General features: G+C 64.4%; 14 protein-coding genes and 2 pseudogenes. 8 read left to right on the top strand and 8 right to left on the bottom strand.

Features of this window, described 5'->3' with window-relative positions:
• Positions 1 to 104 precede the first annotated feature (104 nt).
• From HYH07_RS36655 to HYH07_RS31365, 6 genes and pseudogenes are all read right to left on the bottom strand, one after another.
• Positions 105 to 1,523, bottom strand: a complete 1,419-nt coding sequence (locus HYH07_RS36655) for a WG repeat-containing protein (RefSeq protein ID WP_312016711.1) — start codon at positions 1,521 to 1,523, stop codon at positions 105 to 107.
• 219 nt (positions 1,524 to 1,742) lie between these two features.
• Positions 1,743 to 2,117, bottom strand: a pseudogene (locus HYH07_RS36880) (WG repeat-containing protein); the annotation flags it as partial.
• A gap of 116 nt (positions 2,118 to 2,233) precedes the next feature.
• Positions 2,234 to 2,791 (bottom strand): HNH endonuclease, encoded by a 558-nt coding sequence (locus tag HYH07_RS31350; RefSeq protein WP_220006090.1) that lies wholly within the window; start codon positions 2,789 to 2,791, stop codon positions 2,234 to 2,236.
• A 311-nt stretch (positions 2,792 to 3,102) separates the two neighbouring features.
• Positions 3,103 to 4,626, bottom strand: a pseudogene (locus HYH07_RS31355) (acyl-CoA synthetase); the annotation flags it as partial.
• Positions 4,627 to 4,641: 15 nt separating this feature from the next.
• Positions 4,642 to 5,826, bottom strand: coding sequence for an ABC transporter substrate-binding protein (locus HYH07_RS31360; RefSeq protein ID WP_220006092.1), 1,185 nt, complete (start codon positions 5,824 to 5,826; stop codon positions 4,642 to 4,644).
• A gap of 39 nt (positions 5,827 to 5,865) precedes the next feature.
• Positions 5,866 to 6,840 carry a nitronate monooxygenase family protein gene (locus tag HYH07_RS31365; RefSeq protein WP_220006093.1) on the bottom strand — a complete coding sequence of 325 codons (975 nt, stop codon included), beginning with the start codon at positions 6,838 to 6,840 and terminating at the stop codon, positions 5,866 to 5,868.
• A gap of 184 nt (positions 6,841 to 7,024) precedes the next feature.
• Between HYH07_RS31365 and HYH07_RS31370 the strand changes: the two genes are divergently transcribed.
• Positions 7,025 to 7,912 (top strand): LysR family transcriptional regulator, encoded by an 888-nt coding sequence (locus tag HYH07_RS31370; protein ID WP_220006094.1) that lies wholly within the window; start codon positions 7,025 to 7,027, stop codon positions 7,910 to 7,912.
• Here HYH07_RS31370 and HYH07_RS31375 read toward each other — a convergent pair.
• Positions 7,909 to 8,562 carry a DNA-3-methyladenine glycosylase gene (locus tag HYH07_RS31375; protein WP_220006095.1) on the bottom strand — a complete coding sequence of 218 codons (654 nt, stop codon included), beginning with the start codon at positions 8,560 to 8,562 and terminating at the stop codon, positions 7,909 to 7,911. The genes HYH07_RS31370 and HYH07_RS31375 overlap by 4 nt on opposite strands.
• Before the next feature lie 189 nt (positions 8,563 to 8,751).
• On the opposite strand from HYH07_RS31375, the gene gluQRS reads away from it, so the two are divergent.
• Both gluQRS and HYH07_RS31385 read left to right on the top strand, forming a co-directional pair.
• Positions 8,752 to 9,621, top strand: coding sequence for a tRNA glutamyl-Q(34) synthetase GluQRS (gluQRS, locus tag HYH07_RS31380; protein ID WP_220006096.1), 870 nt, complete (start codon positions 8,752 to 8,754; stop codon positions 9,619 to 9,621).
• Between the two features lie 106 nt (positions 9,622 to 9,727).
• Entirely contained in the window at positions 9,728 to 11,002 is a 1,275-nt protein-coding gene (locus HYH07_RS31385; protein WP_057746665.1) for an ATP-binding protein, read from the top strand.
• Here HYH07_RS31385 and HYH07_RS31390 read toward each other — a convergent pair.
• Positions 10,929 to 11,822: a YihY/virulence factor BrkB family protein gene (locus tag HYH07_RS31390; protein WP_220006097.1), complete on the bottom strand. Its 894-nt coding sequence runs from the start codon at positions 11,820 to 11,822 to the stop codon at positions 10,929 to 10,931. The genes HYH07_RS31385 and HYH07_RS31390 overlap by 74 nt on opposite strands.
• Positions 11,823 to 12,060: 238 nt before the next feature.
• On the opposite strand from HYH07_RS31390, the gene HYH07_RS31395 reads away from it, so the two are divergent.
• The 5 genes from HYH07_RS31395 to HYH07_RS31415 all read left to right on the top strand — a co-directional run.
• Positions 12,061 to 12,255 (top strand): twin transmembrane helix small protein, encoded by a 195-nt coding sequence (locus HYH07_RS31395; protein ID WP_057746671.1) that lies wholly within the window; start codon positions 12,061 to 12,063, stop codon positions 12,253 to 12,255.
• An 88-nt stretch (positions 12,256 to 12,343) separates the two neighbouring features.
• The gene (locus HYH07_RS31400) at positions 12,344 to 12,916 is read left to right on the top strand and encodes a cob(I)yrinic acid a,c-diamide adenosyltransferase (RefSeq protein WP_220006098.1); all 573 of its coding nucleotides are present in this window, start codon (positions 12,344 to 12,346) and stop codon (positions 12,914 to 12,916) included.
• Positions 12,917 to 13,058: 142 nt separating this feature from the next.
• Positions 13,059 to 13,808: an electron transfer flavoprotein subunit beta/FixA family protein gene (locus HYH07_RS31405; RefSeq protein ID WP_130363342.1), complete on the top strand. Its 750-nt coding sequence runs from the start codon at positions 13,059 to 13,061 to the stop codon at positions 13,806 to 13,808.
• Positions 13,808 to 14,752, top strand: a complete 945-nt coding sequence (locus HYH07_RS31410; RefSeq protein ID WP_220006099.1) for an electron transfer flavoprotein subunit alpha/FixB family protein — start codon at positions 13,808 to 13,810, stop codon at positions 14,750 to 14,752. Before HYH07_RS31405 ends, HYH07_RS31410 begins: the two co-directional genes overlap by 1 nt.
• A gap of 207 nt (positions 14,753 to 14,959) precedes the next feature.
• On the top strand, positions 14,960 to 15,462 hold a 503-nt coding region (locus tag HYH07_RS31415; RefSeq protein ID WP_228749871.1), incomplete at its 3' end, for a 3-hydroxyacyl-CoA dehydrogenase NAD-binding domain-containing protein.

The raw sequence follows: 15,462 nt of genomic DNA on the forward strand, positions 1-15,462 counted from the left end.
TCGAGATGCAGGCGCGGGTGGCGAAGCTGAGTGCAGCATTTTACCGTGATGTGGTGGCCAGGAACGCGATCGGGTGTGACGACACCAGCCAGACAACATTCTGCTCATTCGATCGCACACCTCAAGTAACCGCCGCTTTCGTTCGAGCGGCTTTTCTCGATGCATGCCATGCCCGGGATGTCTTGGCCGTGTCGGTCGATCGGGCAGGCGCGGCCATCCCGCTTGATCCAGGCGATGCCGTAAAGTGTTGGCCGGAAACTGACCTGTTCGTCATAGATCGGCTGGATCGCGATTTTGCCGGCGGTGTCCATCAAGCCCCATTTGCCGTCTTTCGAGAATGGCAGCAGCCCCGCCTCGAGATCGATGCCGAGCCGGTCGACGTTGGATTCGATCCATGTCTGTCCCTTGCGCGAGAAGATCGCGCGATGCCCTTCACTCTGCGACAGAACAGCGTATGGGATTTCGCACATCGTGGCTCGCCGCGGGGCGACGATCCAGGTTTGGTCCCTTAGGCTGATAACGCCGGTTGCACCGTCCGTCGTGACGAATGCTGTCTCGGAATCCAGGAGCCGTGCGGCGTCGAAACGCGGTTCGATCAACCAGCTTTCGTCAGCCTTCAGGAAACCGCGCTTGGCATTTTTCGTCGCGATGATGACCGGATTGCCGCGCGAGAGGTTCTCGAATTTCGGCTCGATCAGCCAGTGACCGTCGAGTCCGATACGTCCCCATTTGCCGTCGCGCTTAGCATTCCAGATCTCCGAGGTCACGGCGACCAGCGCGTCGAATTCCAGCGGGGTGATCTGCTTGCCGTCGCCGTCCATGAGCCCATATTTTTCGCCGGCTTTCACGACGTAGGGCGGAGGCGACGCGCAACCGCTGCCAAGAATCTGACCGTCCTGGGGAGGCTGCAACGGGATGCCATCGCTCTTGAAATAAAGCCATTGGCTGCCCTTGACGATGACCAGATGGCCGTCCGCGCAGCGCTGGACGGGTTGATCGAAATCGGCGTCCAGCAGGACATGGCCGTCGAGGTCGAGCAGCCCCCATTTTTCGCGCCTTTCGAAATGCCAGCCATAGAGCATTCCGCCATCGGAGGAAATCGCGGGCCGGATTCCACGAGCCTCCATCTGGAATATCCAGGCGCCTGTGCGGTCGATTGCCCCTACGGTTCTGGCTTGCCGAGCGGCTGTGCGGTCGGAGCCAGGTGCGAAGGGCCATGCCTCGTCGAAAACGAGTGGGATCACGACTTGTCCGTCACGATCGATGAAGCCGGTCTTTCCATCCTTCCTGACCCGGGCGAAGCCGTTGCCAAACGGATTCACGCGATCGAATTGCGGTTTGACGAGCCAGCTTCCATCGCTGCGCTGAAGCCCCGATAGAGTTTCTTTGGGGCCGGGGCGAAGAATTTCCCGCGAAACGATGCGGATCGATCGCTGGTCCGGATCGAAGATTCGTGTCCCAGGCGGCTCAATCCATTGACCGTTGCGATCGATAACTCCGGTGCTTTCAGGAGCGCCGATCACCCAGCTGGTATCGCTCTGCGCACTGTCGTTCTCCTCAGGAAAGAACTCGACGTCGATTGTTTCTCCCAGCGGCCGCTTGTCGGCGACGCGGAAGCGGTCGGGTGCGATAGCCTGGATGAAGCCGTATCGGGGCTCGATCGCGAGCTTGCCATCGCGATCGATCAGGCCCGACTTGCCGTCGACATCGACCTGGGCAAAACCGAATTTGTAATTGCCGACGAGGCGATAGCGCGGCGGCACGATCTCGTGCCCGTGGTCGTCGACGAAGCCATAGAGGCCACCAATGCGTACGGCGGCTCGCTCATCGGAGAACGTGCCGACCCAGTCGTAGCGTGGCGGTACCGCAACGCTCCCGTCACGCCGCACTGCGCCGCAGAGACCGCCAGTGAATGTGCACATCGGCATCGGAAAGACGGTTGGTCTGGTCGGCCCACTGCGATCGTAGAGCGGTCTGCCGTCACTCGCGACAACTGCCTCAAGGATGCTTCTGCCGGCAGGGGTCAGCGCAGGTGAGGCATTCTGCGCGGCCGCACCTTGTGCGAACGCCAGCGCGAGCGACGTCACGACTTTAGACCAACCGCTTGCGCTTACCATATCGTCGGTATTCCGATTTCGATCGAATACCGATGATTCACAGAGGGCGTGTCTTAATCGGCCACCTCAACTACAGCGGTCAGGTAACGCTGTCAAAGTGCGACAGCAAATCGCCCCTACGGATCCAGCTCCGTATCCCAGTAGAGGTAGTCCAGCCAGCTGTCGTGCAGATAGTTTGGCGGGAACAGGCGGCCGTTGCGATGGAGCTGGTGCACGGTCGGCGCGAACGCATTCTGGCGCGGAAACATTTTTGCCTGAGCCGGCGTCAGGTTGCCCTTGCGCAGGTTACAGGGCGAGCACGCCGCGACCACGTTCTCCCAGGTGGTCTGACCGCCTTTGCTGCGCGGGATGATGTGATCGAAGGTAAGATCGTCGGGCGAGCCGCAATATTGGCAGGCGAAACGGTCGCGCAGGAAGACGTTGAACCGGGTGAAAGCGGGATGCGTGGTCGGCTTGACGAAGGATTTGAGCGAAACCACGCTCGGCAGCTGCATTTGCAGCGTGGGACTGTGAACCGCCTGGTCGTAATGCGCTACGATATTGACGCGGTCGAGGAACACCGCCTTGATCGCGTCCTGCCACGACCACAGAGACAGTGGGTAGTAACTCAGCGGCCGGAAGTCCGCGTTCAGGACCAGCACCGGCCAACTGCCTTGCGAGACATGTGCGTTCAAGTAACGCTCCCGGCCTCCAATATACGCTGCGAAGCAGCATGTACTGACATACTACATGCAGCGTGACGGGATTGTGAAGCCCGTTGAGCGACTTATTCAGGTGCAAGCAATACGGCGGCGGGGTGGCAAACGCCCAAAAATGCCGTGATTTGGGAGGGCCGGCCGGGGGAGCCGGCGCGGAGCGGCCTTCCAATTACTGAACCCGATTTCGCCGACAAAGGTGCTCTACCCAATCAACGAGAGCACGTGGCCCTGCTCAGGCGGAATGCGCCCCTTCAGCGTGTCGAGATAGACCCGGCGCACTCGGCCCGTTAGCTGTGGTTTGCCCAATAGGGATCCCGCAGCTTGCGCTTGAAGATCTTCCCCGTCGCCTCGCGGGGCAGCGCATCCAGGAACTGGACCTCCTTCGGCACCTTGAAGTTTGCTAGCCGCTCGCGCAGGAACGCCTGCACGGCGGCGGCGGAGAGCTGCACCCCTGTCTCCGGCTCGATGCAGGCGCACAGCCGCTCGCCATATTCCGCGTCGGGGATGCCGAACACGGCGCAATCGCGCACCCCTCGCATCGCAATCAGCGCGTTCTCGATCTCGGCGGGATAGATGTTGACGCCGCCCGAGATCACCATGTCGCGCTTGCGGTCGCACAGGAAGAGATAGCCGTCCTGGTCGAGATAGCCGACGTCGCCGACGCTGACGAGGCCGTCGCGCCCGGCCTCGGCGCGTGCCTGCGCCTTGCCGTGATAGTCGAAGTCCGGTACCGCCGTCTGGCGCATGTAGATCTCGCCGACCTCGCCGACACCGCAGAGGCTGCCGTCCTCGCGGAAGATCTTGACGATGCCGCCTTCGATGGCGCGGCCGACCGTGCCCGGCTTCTTCAATGCCTCCCCGGCCGAGTGCCACACCGGAATGCCGGTCTCGGTCGAGCCGAAATATTCGTTGATGACCGGTCCCCACCAGTCGATCATGGCCCGCTTGATTTCGGGTGGGCAGGGCGCAGCACCGTGCACGACGAAACGCAGCGACGAGAGGTCGTAGCGCTGCTTGATTGCATCGGGCAGCCGCAGCAGCCGGACGAACATGGTCGGCACCATGTGGATGTGGGTGACTTTGTGGCGCTCGATCAGCGCCAGCAGCTCCTCGGCGTCGAACCGCGCCTGCAGAACGATGGTGCAGAAGCTGCGGAACGCCAGCATGCCGTAGGAATGCGGCGCCGAGTGATACATCGGCCCGTTGATCAGCACGACCTGGTCCTCGCGCGGCTTGATGCCATAGGCGATCGCGCCGACGCGCTCGGAGGCGGCGGCCTGTTCGGGCTGCATCGGCATGCGCCTTACGCCCTTCGGCATGCCCGTGGTCCCCGAGGTGTAGATCATCGCTGCGGCACGCCGCGGCGGTTCCTCCGACTCCGGATGGCCGTTGCGCCAGCTGTCCCAATCGGTCAGGCCGGCCGGCACCTCAGCCATTTCCGAAGGAATTGCGAAGGTCGACGTAAGCTCGGGCGGCGTTGCAACGACGAGGAGGCGGACGTCCGCAGGCAGGCCGGAACGGATCTGCGGAAGCAGATCAGCATGGCAGACCAGGATCTTCGCGCCGCTGTCGATGAGGATGTAGCGGACTTCCTCGGCCTTGAGATGCCAGTTGATCGGCACCACGGGACTGCCGAGCGCGGCCGAGGCCGCGACCACCTCGAACAGCGCAAAATCGTTGCGCAGCATCATGGCGACCGACGTGCCGTCGGCGAGGCCCAGGCTGCGAAGCCCGCTCGCGGCCCGCCTGATGCGGGCCTGAATCTCGTCATAGCCGATCCGGCGTTCACCGCTGATGATCATGGCGTGTCCTTGTTTCGCGCGAGCCTAGCGATCGTCCAGCACGTCGCCGAACCCGACCCAGCTCTTGCCGTTGAAGCGGCGGAGCTGAAGCTGCTGGAACGGCAAATAATCATCAGGGCCGGTCGTGACAGACATGCCTGGCAGCAGCAGCGGCAACTTCACCTCCTTCAGCGAGGCAGCCTGGCGCATGATGTTGTCGCGGCTGACGTCGTCCTTGCACGCTCGGAGGATCGTCATCAGCAGCGTCGCGTAGTGGTAGCCGGCCGCGTGGTTGGAGTTGGAGAGGTCCGCATTCGGCATGTACTGCTTCATGAAGGCGAAATAGTCCTTCACGCCGGGATCGTCGGCCCATTGCGGGTCCATCGTGTCCTTCTGGTTGCTCGACGAGATCAGCCCGACCGCGTTGTCCAGCCCGGCCGGCTCGAGGAACGAGATCGAGGAGGCCGAGGTCGGCACGAAGAACAGGTCTGGCTTCCAGCCGATCTCGGCCACACCCTTGATCGCCTGCGAGGTGAACTTTCCGAGCACGACGCCGAACAGCACGTTGGCGCCCGAGGCTTTCAACGTCGAGAGCTGCGAGCTGATCGTCGGTGCGCTGGTCTCGTAGCTCGCTTCAGCGATGATCATGCTGGCGGCTTTGGCGCCGAGCGCGCGCTTGAAGCCTGCGACATAGTCACGGCCGAAATCGTCGTTCTGAGAGAGGATGGCGATCTTCGCGTCGGGCTTGGACTGGAGGACGTATTTGGCATAGACGGCGCCCTCGGATTCATAGGCCGCCATGCCCGGCATCGTCCACGGGTTCTTCTGCGGATCGGCCCATTTGGTCGCGCCCGAGAGCACGAACAGCTGGGGCACCTTCTTGGCGTTGAGGTAGCGCTGCACGGCGCTATTGGTGGCGGTGCCGAGCGAGCCGAACATCATCAGCACCTCGTCCTGCTCCACCAGCTTGCGGGTCTGCTCCACCGTCTTCGGCGGCGAGTAGGCGTCGTCCAGCGAGATGAACTTGACCTTGCGCCCGTTGATGCCGCCTTCCGCGTTGACCTTCTCGAAGAACGCCTCCTGGGTCCGTCCGATCGCGCCGAAGCCGGAGGCTGGTCCGCTATAGGGCAGGGTCTGCCCGATGCGGATCTCGTCGCTGCCTTCGGCGTGGGCCGTTTCAGCTGCGAGCGCCAGCATCGATAGGCCGATCAGTGCGGCTGCCAGCTTCATGATGTCCTCCCGTTCTTCTTTTCTTGTCAGTCTGAACCGTCAGGCGCTGGCGCGCATCAGGAAATCCTGGCGGGCCTGCTCGAACTCGCCCTTCATCCGGTGGACGAGCTCGGCGACTGGAGGCGCGTCGGTGATCTGGCCGATGCCCTGGCCGGATCCCCAGATATCGCGCCATGCCTTGGATTTCATGTTGCCGCCGGAGCCGAAATTCATCTTCGTCTTGTCGGCGACCGGGAGATTGTCCGGGTCCAACCCGGCGGCCGCAATCGACGGTCCGAGATAATTGCCGTGCACGCCGGTGAACAGGTTGGTGTAGACGATATCGTGCGCGGCGTGCTGCATCAGCGCCGACTTGTAGGCCTCATCGGCATTGGCTTCCTGCGTCGCGATGAAGCGCGTGCCCATATAAGCGAGGTCGGCGCCCAGCGTCAGCGCCGAGGCGACGCCATAGCCGTCGCTGATCGCGCCCGACAGCAGGATGGCGCCGCCAAACCATTGCTTGACCTCGCGCACCAGCGCGAAGGGCGACAGCGTGCCGGCGTGTCCGCCTGCACCGGCGCAGACCAGGATCAGGCCGTCGACGCCCTGTTCGGCCGCCTTGCGCGCATGCTTGACGTTGATGACGTCGTGGAACACCAGCCCGCCATAGGAATGTGCGGCCTCGACGATCTCCGCCGGCGGCCGCAGCGAGGTGATGATGATGGGCGCCTTGTGCTTCACACAGGTCTCCATGTCCTTCATCAGCCGGTCGTTGGAGGCGTGGCAGATCTGGTTGACGGCGTAGGGCGCGACCTTCTTGCCGGGATTGCGCGACTTATATTCGCCGAGCTCGTCCTCGATGCGGCTCAGCCATTCGTCGAGCTTTTCGACCGGACGGGCGTTGAGCGCGGGAAACGAGCCGACCACGCCGGCCTTGCACTGGGCGATCACCAGCTCCGGGCCGGAGACGATGAAAAGCGGCGAGCCGACGACGGGGAGCTCCAGATTGTTCCTGAGCAGAGCGGGCAGTGCCATCCGATCCTCCTGACGACGCGCGTCGACGGCCTGCCGGCCGAAGCTTGAGCGCTTCCATGTCGATTGTCGCGCCGCCGCGGTCTTCCGCCGGCCGGCGCTTTGACCCCACTATAGGATTGGACGGCCGGCGGCGGATCGTTCAATATTGAACATACGTATATTCAGTTTTGTACGGAGCGCGGCGGTGGATTGGGATCTCTGCAAGACCTTCGTCGCGGTCGCCGATACCGGCAGCTTCACCGCCGCGGCCAAGCGCCTGCACGCCAGCCATCCGACCGTCAGCCGCAAGATCGCGGCGCTGGAGGCGCAGCTCGGCACAAAGCTGCTGGCGCGTGCCGCCGACGGATTCGTCCTCACCGCCGACGGCCGGACTCTGCGCGAGCATGCCGAGGCGATGGCAGCCGCAGCGCTGCGGGCCGAGGCGGCGGTTGGCGCCGGCGGGCGCAAGGCGCGCGGCACGGTCAAGCTGTCGATCGGCGCGACGCTGGCCTCGCACTGGCTGATGCCGCGGCTGCGTTCTTTTCTCGGCGCGCATGATCACATCAGGCTCGAGATCATCACCCATCCGTTTCCGGCCAGCGTGCGCCGACGGGAGGCCGACGTCGTGCTGCGGCCGGTCGACAGCGGCGAGGAGAATCTGGTCGGCCGCAAGGTCGGCCGTCTCGGCACCGGCTTCTACGCCTCGCGCGACTATGCTGCCGGCCGGTCTCTGCCGGAGCGGAGCGGCGAGTGGAAGGGGCACAGCGTCATCGGCTTTGCCGATCAGGATTCGAACGCGCAGCTGGCGCGCTGGAGCGATGCGATCACGCGCCAGGGCACCGTGGTGATGCGCTGCTCTTCGCAGGGCGACATGCTGGCGGCGGTACGCGCGGGGATCGGCATCTCCGCGCTGTCCTGCTTCGTCGCGGAAAGCTATCCGGACCTCGTGCGCGTCGCGCCGCAAAAACTCGTCAGCGTCGCCGACCTCTGGCTGCTCGCCCATCCCGATCTGGTCGAGCTGTCCGCGGTGCGCGCCGTGGTGGACTATGTCGCGGAATGTGCCCGGGCCGACCGCGAACGGTTGCGAGGCTAGTTCGATCCCGCAAGCACACCCTCGCGCTTCTTCACCGCGCGGTAGTAGCTCCACCACAGATGCGCGGCCGCGCCACGCAGGGGACGCCAGGGTTCGGCGAGCGGCGCCATCTGCTTTTCCGTCGGTCGCGCCTTCAGGCCAAGGCCGATCTTGATGCCCTCCTGTACCGCGAGGTCGCCGGCCGGCCAGGCATCGCCATGGCCAAGGCAAAACAGGAGATAGAGGTCGGCCGTCCACGGCCCGATGCCCGGCAGCGAGACCAGCGTGTGATGCGCGGCGTCGGCGTCTTCCTCTGCGAGCACGTCGAGGTTCAGCCGCTCGGCGATGATCTCGCGCGCGAGATGTTTCAGCGTCTTGATCTTGGCCGCTGACAGTCCGAGCCGGCCCAGCCGATCGGTGCGGGCGCGGCGCACCGCCTCATGATCGAACGGATCGAAGGCCGCAGATAACCGTCCCCAGATCGCCGCGGCGCTCGCGGTCGATAGCTGCTGCCCGCAGACGATATGTGCAAGCCCCGCAAAGCCCGGCTCGCGCCGCCTGAGCGCCGGCATGCCCGCAATCTCGAGCACGGACTTGAGGCGCGGATCGCGCTTGACCAGCGCATGGACGGCTTCTTCGAGGTCAGACTGGGTTTCGAGATGGATGGTCATGGCAGTTTGGCAAACTCTCTCCGGCGTCATGGCCCGGCTTGACCCGGCCATCCACGTCTTTCTAACCGCAGGGCTTTGTTTAGCATGGGCCGTGGTCATCGTGTTCGTCCATGACGGTGACACGATCGGTCTGTGATACCGAACAATGTGGATGGCCGGGACAAGCCTGGCCATGACGAGATTCAACTGATGCCACCCGTTTTCCGATTTGCCCCGAGCCCGAACGGCCACCTTCATCTCGGCCATGCTTATTCGGCGCTGCTGAACTTCGACCGCGCGCGGGAGACCGGTGGGCGGCTATTGCTGCGCATCGAAGACATCGACATGGCGCGCTGCCGGCCGGAATATGAGACCGCGATCTACGAGGATCTCGCCTGGCTCGGGATCGCCTGGGAAACGCCAGTGCGGCGGCAATCGGAGCATCTCGCCGACTATCGCGCGGCGCTCGAAAAACTCTCCGCGCTCGGTCTCGTCTATCCAGCTTTTGAGAGCCGCGCCGAGATTGCAAAGCTGGTCGCGGCCCGTGAGGGGGATGGACCATGGCCGCGTGATCCCGATGGCGCTCCACTCTATCCTGGCGACGCGAACTCGCTGCCGGCCGGCGAGCGAGCGCGCCTGATCGCCTCCGGCGTGCCCTATGCCTTGCGCCTCGATATGGCGGCGGCCTGCCGGCAGGTCTCCGGTCTGACCTGGAACGAGCAGGGCGAGGGGCCCGACGGCGAGCGCGGCCTGGTCGCCGCCCGGCCCGAGGCGTGGGGCGACGTGATCCTGGCCCGCAAGGAGACGCCGACCAGCTATCATCTATCCGTGGTGGTCGACGACGCGCTCCAGGAGGTGAGCGACATCGTGCGTGGCCAGGACCTGTTTCACGCCACCTCGGTTCACCGGCTGCTTCAGGCTTTGCTCGGCCTGACCGAGCCCATCTATCGCCATCACGGCCTGATTCGCGGCACCGATGGCCGGAAGCTGTCGAAATCGAACCGCTCGACCGGCCTCCGGGAGTTGCGTGCGGCCGGCATGTCACCCGTTGGCATTCGCGCGACCGTGGGATTAGGCTAAGTTTCTCTGGGGGTTAGCACGGCAGTGCCGTGACTCCGGGGTGGCAGCCATGCCATGCTCGCCTTTGAGCCTGGGGGGTTCGAAGCGGAGACTTCGAAGGGGAGCTATGGCGGCGAAAACGCGCGCAGCGCGCACCACGCGAAAGTCCAGGCAGCCGCCTCGGAAGCGGTCCGGGGCGGTCGGGAAAGTGCGCCAGCGCAGCACCGGGAACGTTGCGCCCGACGTGATCCAGGCGGCGCTCGCGGCCTTTGCCCACGAGGTTCGGACGCCCTTGACCGGCATTCTGGCGATCAGCGACCTGCTCTCGACCTCCGACCTCGGCGAGCGGGAGCGGCGCTGGGCCGACACCATCAAGGCCGGTGCCGAGCACTTGGCGAACCTCGCCACGCTGTTCGTCGATGCCGCCAAGACCGGCAAGGGTGCCGGCAAGAGCGGCACGCTGCGGCAGGATCTGTTTGATCTGCGCGCGCTTGCCCGCAGCACCGGCGATTCGCTCGCCGGTCGTGCCGCTGCCAAGGGCCTTCAGGCCGAGGTCGATATCTCCGACAAGCTCCCGGGCCTCGTGGTCGGGGATTCCGTCCGCCTCCGCGCCGCACTCGAGAACCTGATCGACAATGCGGTCAAATTCACCGAGCAGGGGGCCGTCGCCATCTCGGCCGCGCCTTGGCGGCCCGCCAAAGGCAAAGCCAGCGGCAAAGCCAAGGACAAGCACCGGGTCGGCGTGGCCTTCTCGGTCTCCGACAGCGGCATCGGGCTGACCATGGCCGAGATCAAGCGGCTGTTCCGCCCGTTCACCCAGGCCAATGTCACCATCGCCTCGCGCTTCGGCGGCGCCGGGCTCGGTCTGTCCTCGGTCAAGCAGCTGGCCCGTGCGATGGGCGGCGACATCACGGTCGCACCGCGGCGAGGTGGCGGCGCCACCTTCACCCTGACTGTCACGCTCGATGCGGCCGGGCCGGCGAAGGCCGGCAAGACCGAAGGCGGCGAAGCGGAGCCGCTGACATCGCTGCGCGTGCTCAGCGTCGAGGACAATCCATTCGGCCGCGTCGTGCTCAACACGATCCTGACCGAGCTCGGCCATCATGCCGAGTTCATTGGGCGCGGCGAGGATGTCGTGAACAGGCTCGCGCAGGGCGGCTTCGATGCGGTGCTGATGGACATGGTGTTGCCGGGCATCGACGGCGTCGAGGCGATCAGACGGGTTCGCAAGATGCAGGCGCCGCTGGCCCGGATCCCGATCATCGGCGTGTCTGGCCGCGGCGAGGACGAGGCGGCCGCGCGCGAAGCCGGCGCCGACGCCTTCCTCGTCAAGCCTGTGTCCCCGCGGGCGTTAGCGATTGCGCTGCTTGAAGCGACACGCCGTGAGGAAGTCGCGATTTGATGATCGCGGCGTTGAGTTCGCCGCCGAAGACGAAGATCGCGGCAATGAAATACAGGAACACCAGCGCGATGATGACCGAGGCGAGTCCCGCATACATCGTGACGTAATTGTTGGCGAAGCGCGCCAGGTATTGGCCGAACACGATGCCCGAGATCAGCGATGCCACCATGGTGAAGACGATGCCGGGCAGGATCTGGAAGAAGCTGCGGCGTCCCGCTGGCAGCCAGGCGTGCAGGATGAACAGCGCCACCACCAAAGCGGCGATAGTGATGCCATAGCGAAGCCAGGTGAGGATGCTCTCGTTGGATTCGACGAACAGCGGAATGTGCCGCCGGGCAGCTGCGATGAGCAGCGGTCCGAGCACGATCAGGAATGCCATGGCGAGTGCAGTGAACGCCGCCACCAGCGTGTAGCCGATCGATTCCAGCCGGAGCCAGTACCAGCGCCGCATCTCCACCACGGCATAGGCACGGTTGAGTGCAACCCGGAGTGCCTCGACGCCATTCGAGGCGAAATAGACCGACAGCACCGCGCCGATGGTCAGCACGCCGGAGCGGGTCGTCGTCAGCACGTCGTGCACCTCGCCCGAAATCGAATCGGAGACCTGTTTGGGCCAGACCTGAAGCATCAGGCTGGCGGCCTGGTCGGCGAGCTCCTTGGAGCCAAAGAAGCCGGCCAGCGACGTCAGCACGATCAGGAACGGGAACAGCGCCATCAGCGTCGACAGCGCGATATGGCTCGCGATCGCCCAGCCGTCGTCGGCCAGGAACGTGTAGAAGGCGTCTTCCACTATGACATAGATGGTGCGGATGGCTTTCACGCGCAGCCTACACGACAGCTGTTGCTCGCTCGCCCCTTGCGCGGGGAGAGGCAGAGAAGCCGGGCAATTGGCTCGGACCGGAAATCATCTCGCTACCATCTGATATTATTGGCGGAAAAGCCAGATCGCGAAGCGCCCGTCGTCATTCCGGGGCGATGCGAGCACCGAGCCCGGAATGACGGCGGTGGGTTGCCGCGACGCCATGGCGGAGCGCCGCACACGGTGTTATCACCCCCAAATGGCATCTCTCCTGAGTACTTTCATCCTGCCGATTGCCGTGGCCGCCGTGGCGGTGGTGCTGCTGCTCGGCCTCGTCAACATGATGCGCGGCGGCTCGCCCAACACGTCGCAGAAATTGATGCGCTGGCGCGTGCTGCTGCAGTTCATCGCGATCGTCATTGCCATGGTCGCGGTCTGGGCGATGGGGCGATAGGGCATGATCCGGACCCGAAGGACCGCGCTTGCGCAAAGTGTGAAGCGGTTTTCCGATTAGATCATGCCCGAAGAACAAGGACACTCTCATGGTTGTTCTGAACCGCATCTATACGAAGACCGGTGACGACGGCACGACAGCGCTCGGAACCGGCGAGCGCCGTCCGAAATATGATCGGCGCATCGCAGCCTACGGCACCGTCGACGAGACCAATGCCGCAATCGGCGTGGCGCGCCTTCACACCAAGGATGCACTGGTGCTCGATGCGATGCTCGGCCGCATCCAGAATGATCTGTTCGATCTCGGCGCCGATCTCGCGGTGCCCGAACGGGACGGCAAAGCGGAGCGGCTGCGGGTGGTGGCGGCTCAAGTCGAGCGACTCGAGCACGACATCGACGCGCTCAACGACAAGCTGGCGCCGCTCACCTCTTTCGTGCTGCCGGGCGGCACGCCGGCCGCCGCCTACCTCCATGTCGCGCGCACGATATGCCGCAGGGCGGAACGCATGATGGTGGAGCTGGCAGCCCAGCCCGGCGAGCCCGTAGGCGCCGCTGGCATCCAATATATGAATCGCCTGTCGGACTTCCTGTTCGTGGCCAGCCGCGCCGCTAACCATGATGGCGCCGGCGACGTGCTCTGGGTTCCGGGCCAGAATCGCTGACCCTAAGGGGTCGCTGACCCCATTGAGATCAGCATTTCAGGGGACTAAAATTAGGCCCTTCGCGCGTTGACCGGGCCGGATCAGGCCTTTAGGTTCCGCGCCAGTTGAAATACCCCCCTCCCAATTGAGTGAAAGAGGATCGATGAAGGTCTTAGTGCCGGTAAAGCGGGTGGTCGATTACAACGTCAAGGTCCGCGTCAAGGGCGATGGATCGGGCGTTGAACTCGCCAACGTCAAGATGTCGATGAATCCCTTCGACGAAATCGCGGTCGAGGAAGCGCTGCGTCTGAAGGAAGCCGGCAAGGCGACCGAAGTCGTGGTGGTCTCCATCGGGCCGGCGCAGGCATCGGAGACGATCCGTACTGGTTTGGCCATGGGCGCCGATCGCGGCATCCTGGTGAAGGCCGAGGGCACCGTCGAGCCGCTCGCCGTTGCCAAGATCCTGAAGAAGGTTGCTGAAGAAGAGCAGCCCGGGCTGATCATCCTCGGCAAGCAGGCGATCGACGACGACAGCAATCAGACCGGCCAGATGCTGGCTGCGCTGCTGGGCTGGTCGCAGGCCACGTTCGCCTCGAAGCTCGAGGTCGAAGGCTCTGACTTCAAGGTCACCCGCGAAGTCGACGGCGGCCTGCAGACCGTCAAGCTCAAGGGACCGGCGATCGTCACGACCGATCTGCGTCTCAACGAGCCGCGCTATGCCTCGCTGCCCAACATCATGAAGGCGAAGAAGAAGCCGATCGCGGAGAAGACCGTCGCCGATTACGGCGTCGATGTCGCCGCGCGCCTCGAGGTTCTCAAGACCACCGAACCGGCGGGCCGCAAGGCGGGCGTAAAAGTCAAGGACGTCGCCGAGCTGGTGTCGAAGCTCAAGAACGAAGCCGGGGTGCTCTGATGACGACGCTGTTGATTGCTGAACACGACAACGCGTCGCTCAAGGATGCGACCAACAAGACCCTCACCGCGGCTGCCGCGCTCGGCGCGGATGTCGAGGTGCTGGTCGCCGGCCAGAACGCCAAGGCCGCGGCGGATGCCGCCTCCAAGCTTGCCGGCGTGAAGAAGGTGCTGCTCGCCGACGGCGAGCTCTATGCGCACGATCTCGCCGAGCCGCTGGCCGCGCTGATCGTCTCGCTGGCCCCGTCCTATGACGCGATCGTCGCGCCCGCGACCTCGCGCTTCAAGAACGTGATGCCGCGCGTTGCAGCCCTGCTCGACGTCATGCAGGTCTCGGAGATCATCAAGGTGGTCGCCCCCGACACCTATGAGCGTCCGATCTATGCCGGCAACGCCATCCAGACGGTGAAGTCGAAGGATGCGAAGAAGGTCATCACGGTCCGGACCTCGACCTTTGCGGCCGCCGCTGCCGGCGGCAGTGCGCCGGTCGAGAGCGTCGCTGCGGCGGCGGATCCCGGCCTGTCGACCTTCGTCGGGGAGGAAGTTGCCAAGAGCGATCGTCCCGAGCTGACCTCGGCCAAGATCATCGTCTCCGGTGGCCGCGCCATGCAGAGCCGCGAGAACTTCGCCAAATACATCGAGCCGCTGGCCGACAAGTTGGGGGCCGGTGTCGGTGCCTCGCGCGCGGCGGTCGACGCCGGCTATGCGCCGAACGACTGGCAGGTCGGCCAGACCGGCAAGGTCGTCGCCCCCGAGCTCTACGTCGCCGTGGGCATTTCCGGTGCCATCCAGCATCTGGCCGGCATGAAGGACTCCAAGGTGATCGTCGCGATCAACAAGGACGAGGACGCCCCGATCTTCCAGGTGGCTGATTACGGCCTGGTCGCCGACCTCTACCAGGCGGTTCCGGAGCTGACCGCCGAACTCGGCAAGCTCGGCAAGTAAAACCCGATAAAAACACCGGCCGGGGGTATAAACTCCGGCCGGTGTTTCATTTCTGAGGCGTTTTCTTTGGCGTGGGGCACGCCTTTGAAGCGATCCAATCTAGGTTTCGAGCCAAGGTTCTGATTAAATCGGGCTTCTGGTCAATCAGACCTCCCGGCTCAGGGGATAGGCAGGCGCGATATGCGCGCCGTTCCGGTGGATGATATTATGGCGGCAGTGATCAAGAAGGTCGGCGTGATCGGCGCGGGTCAGATGGGCAACGGCATCGCGCATGTCGCGGCCTTGGCCGGCTTCGACGTGGTGCTCAACGACGTCTCGGCCGATCGCCTCAAGTCCGGCATGGCCACCATCAATGGCAATCTGGCGCGGCAGGTCTCGAAGAGGGCCGTCACTGAGGACGACAAGACCAAGGCGATGGCGCGCATCAAGCTCGCCGAGAAGCTGGACGACCTCGCCGACTGCGATCTCGTGATCGAGACCGCGGTCGAGAAGGAAGAGGTCAAGCGCAGGATCTTCCACGACCTTTGCGCGATTCTGAAGCCGGAGGCGATCGTCGCCTCCGACACATCCTCGATCTCGATCACCCGCCTTGCCGCCGCCACGGACCGGCCCGAGCGCTTCATCGGCATTCACTTCATGAATCCGGTGCCGCTGATGGAGCTGGTGGAACTGATCCGCGGCATCGCCACCGACGATGCGACCTTCGAGGC

Source organism: Bradyrhizobium sp. BR 10261, from assembly GCF_019455395.1.
Lineage (GTDB): Bacteria > Pseudomonadota > Alphaproteobacteria > Rhizobiales > Xanthobacteraceae > Bradyrhizobium > Bradyrhizobium manausense.

Excerpts from the sequence above, each read along its gene's own strand:
- HYH07_RS31360 (WP_220006092.1), bottom strand. The coding sequence starts at position 5,826 with ATGAAGCTGGCAGCCGCACTGATCGGCCTATCGATGCTGGCGCTCGCA.
- HYH07_RS31365 (WP_220006093.1), bottom strand. The coding sequence starts at position 6,840 with ATGGCACTGCCCGCTCTGCTCAGGAACAATCTGGAGCTCCCCGTCGTC.
- HYH07_RS31375 (WP_220006095.1), bottom strand. The coding sequence starts at position 8,562 with ATGACCATCCATCTCGAAACCCAGTCTGACCTCGAAGAAGCCGTCCAT.
- gluQRS (WP_220006096.1), top strand. The coding sequence starts at position 8,752 with ATGCCACCCGTTTTCCGATTTGCCCCGAGCCCGAACGGCCACCTTCAT.
- HYH07_RS31385 (WP_057746665.1), top strand. The coding sequence starts at position 9,728 with ATGGCGGCGAAAACGCGCGCAGCGCGCACCACGCGAAAGTCCAGGCAG.
- HYH07_RS31395 (WP_057746671.1), top strand. The coding sequence starts at position 12,061 with ATGGCATCTCTCCTGAGTACTTTCATCCTGCCGATTGCCGTGGCCGCC.
- HYH07_RS31400 (WP_220006098.1), top strand. The coding sequence starts at position 12,344 with ATGGTTGTTCTGAACCGCATCTATACGAAGACCGGTGACGACGGCACG.
- HYH07_RS31405 (WP_130363342.1), top strand. The coding sequence starts at position 13,059 with ATGAAGGTCTTAGTGCCGGTAAAGCGGGTGGTCGATTACAACGTCAAG.
- HYH07_RS31410 (WP_220006099.1), top strand. The coding sequence starts at position 13,808 with ATGACGACGCTGTTGATTGCTGAACACGACAACGCGTCGCTCAAGGAT.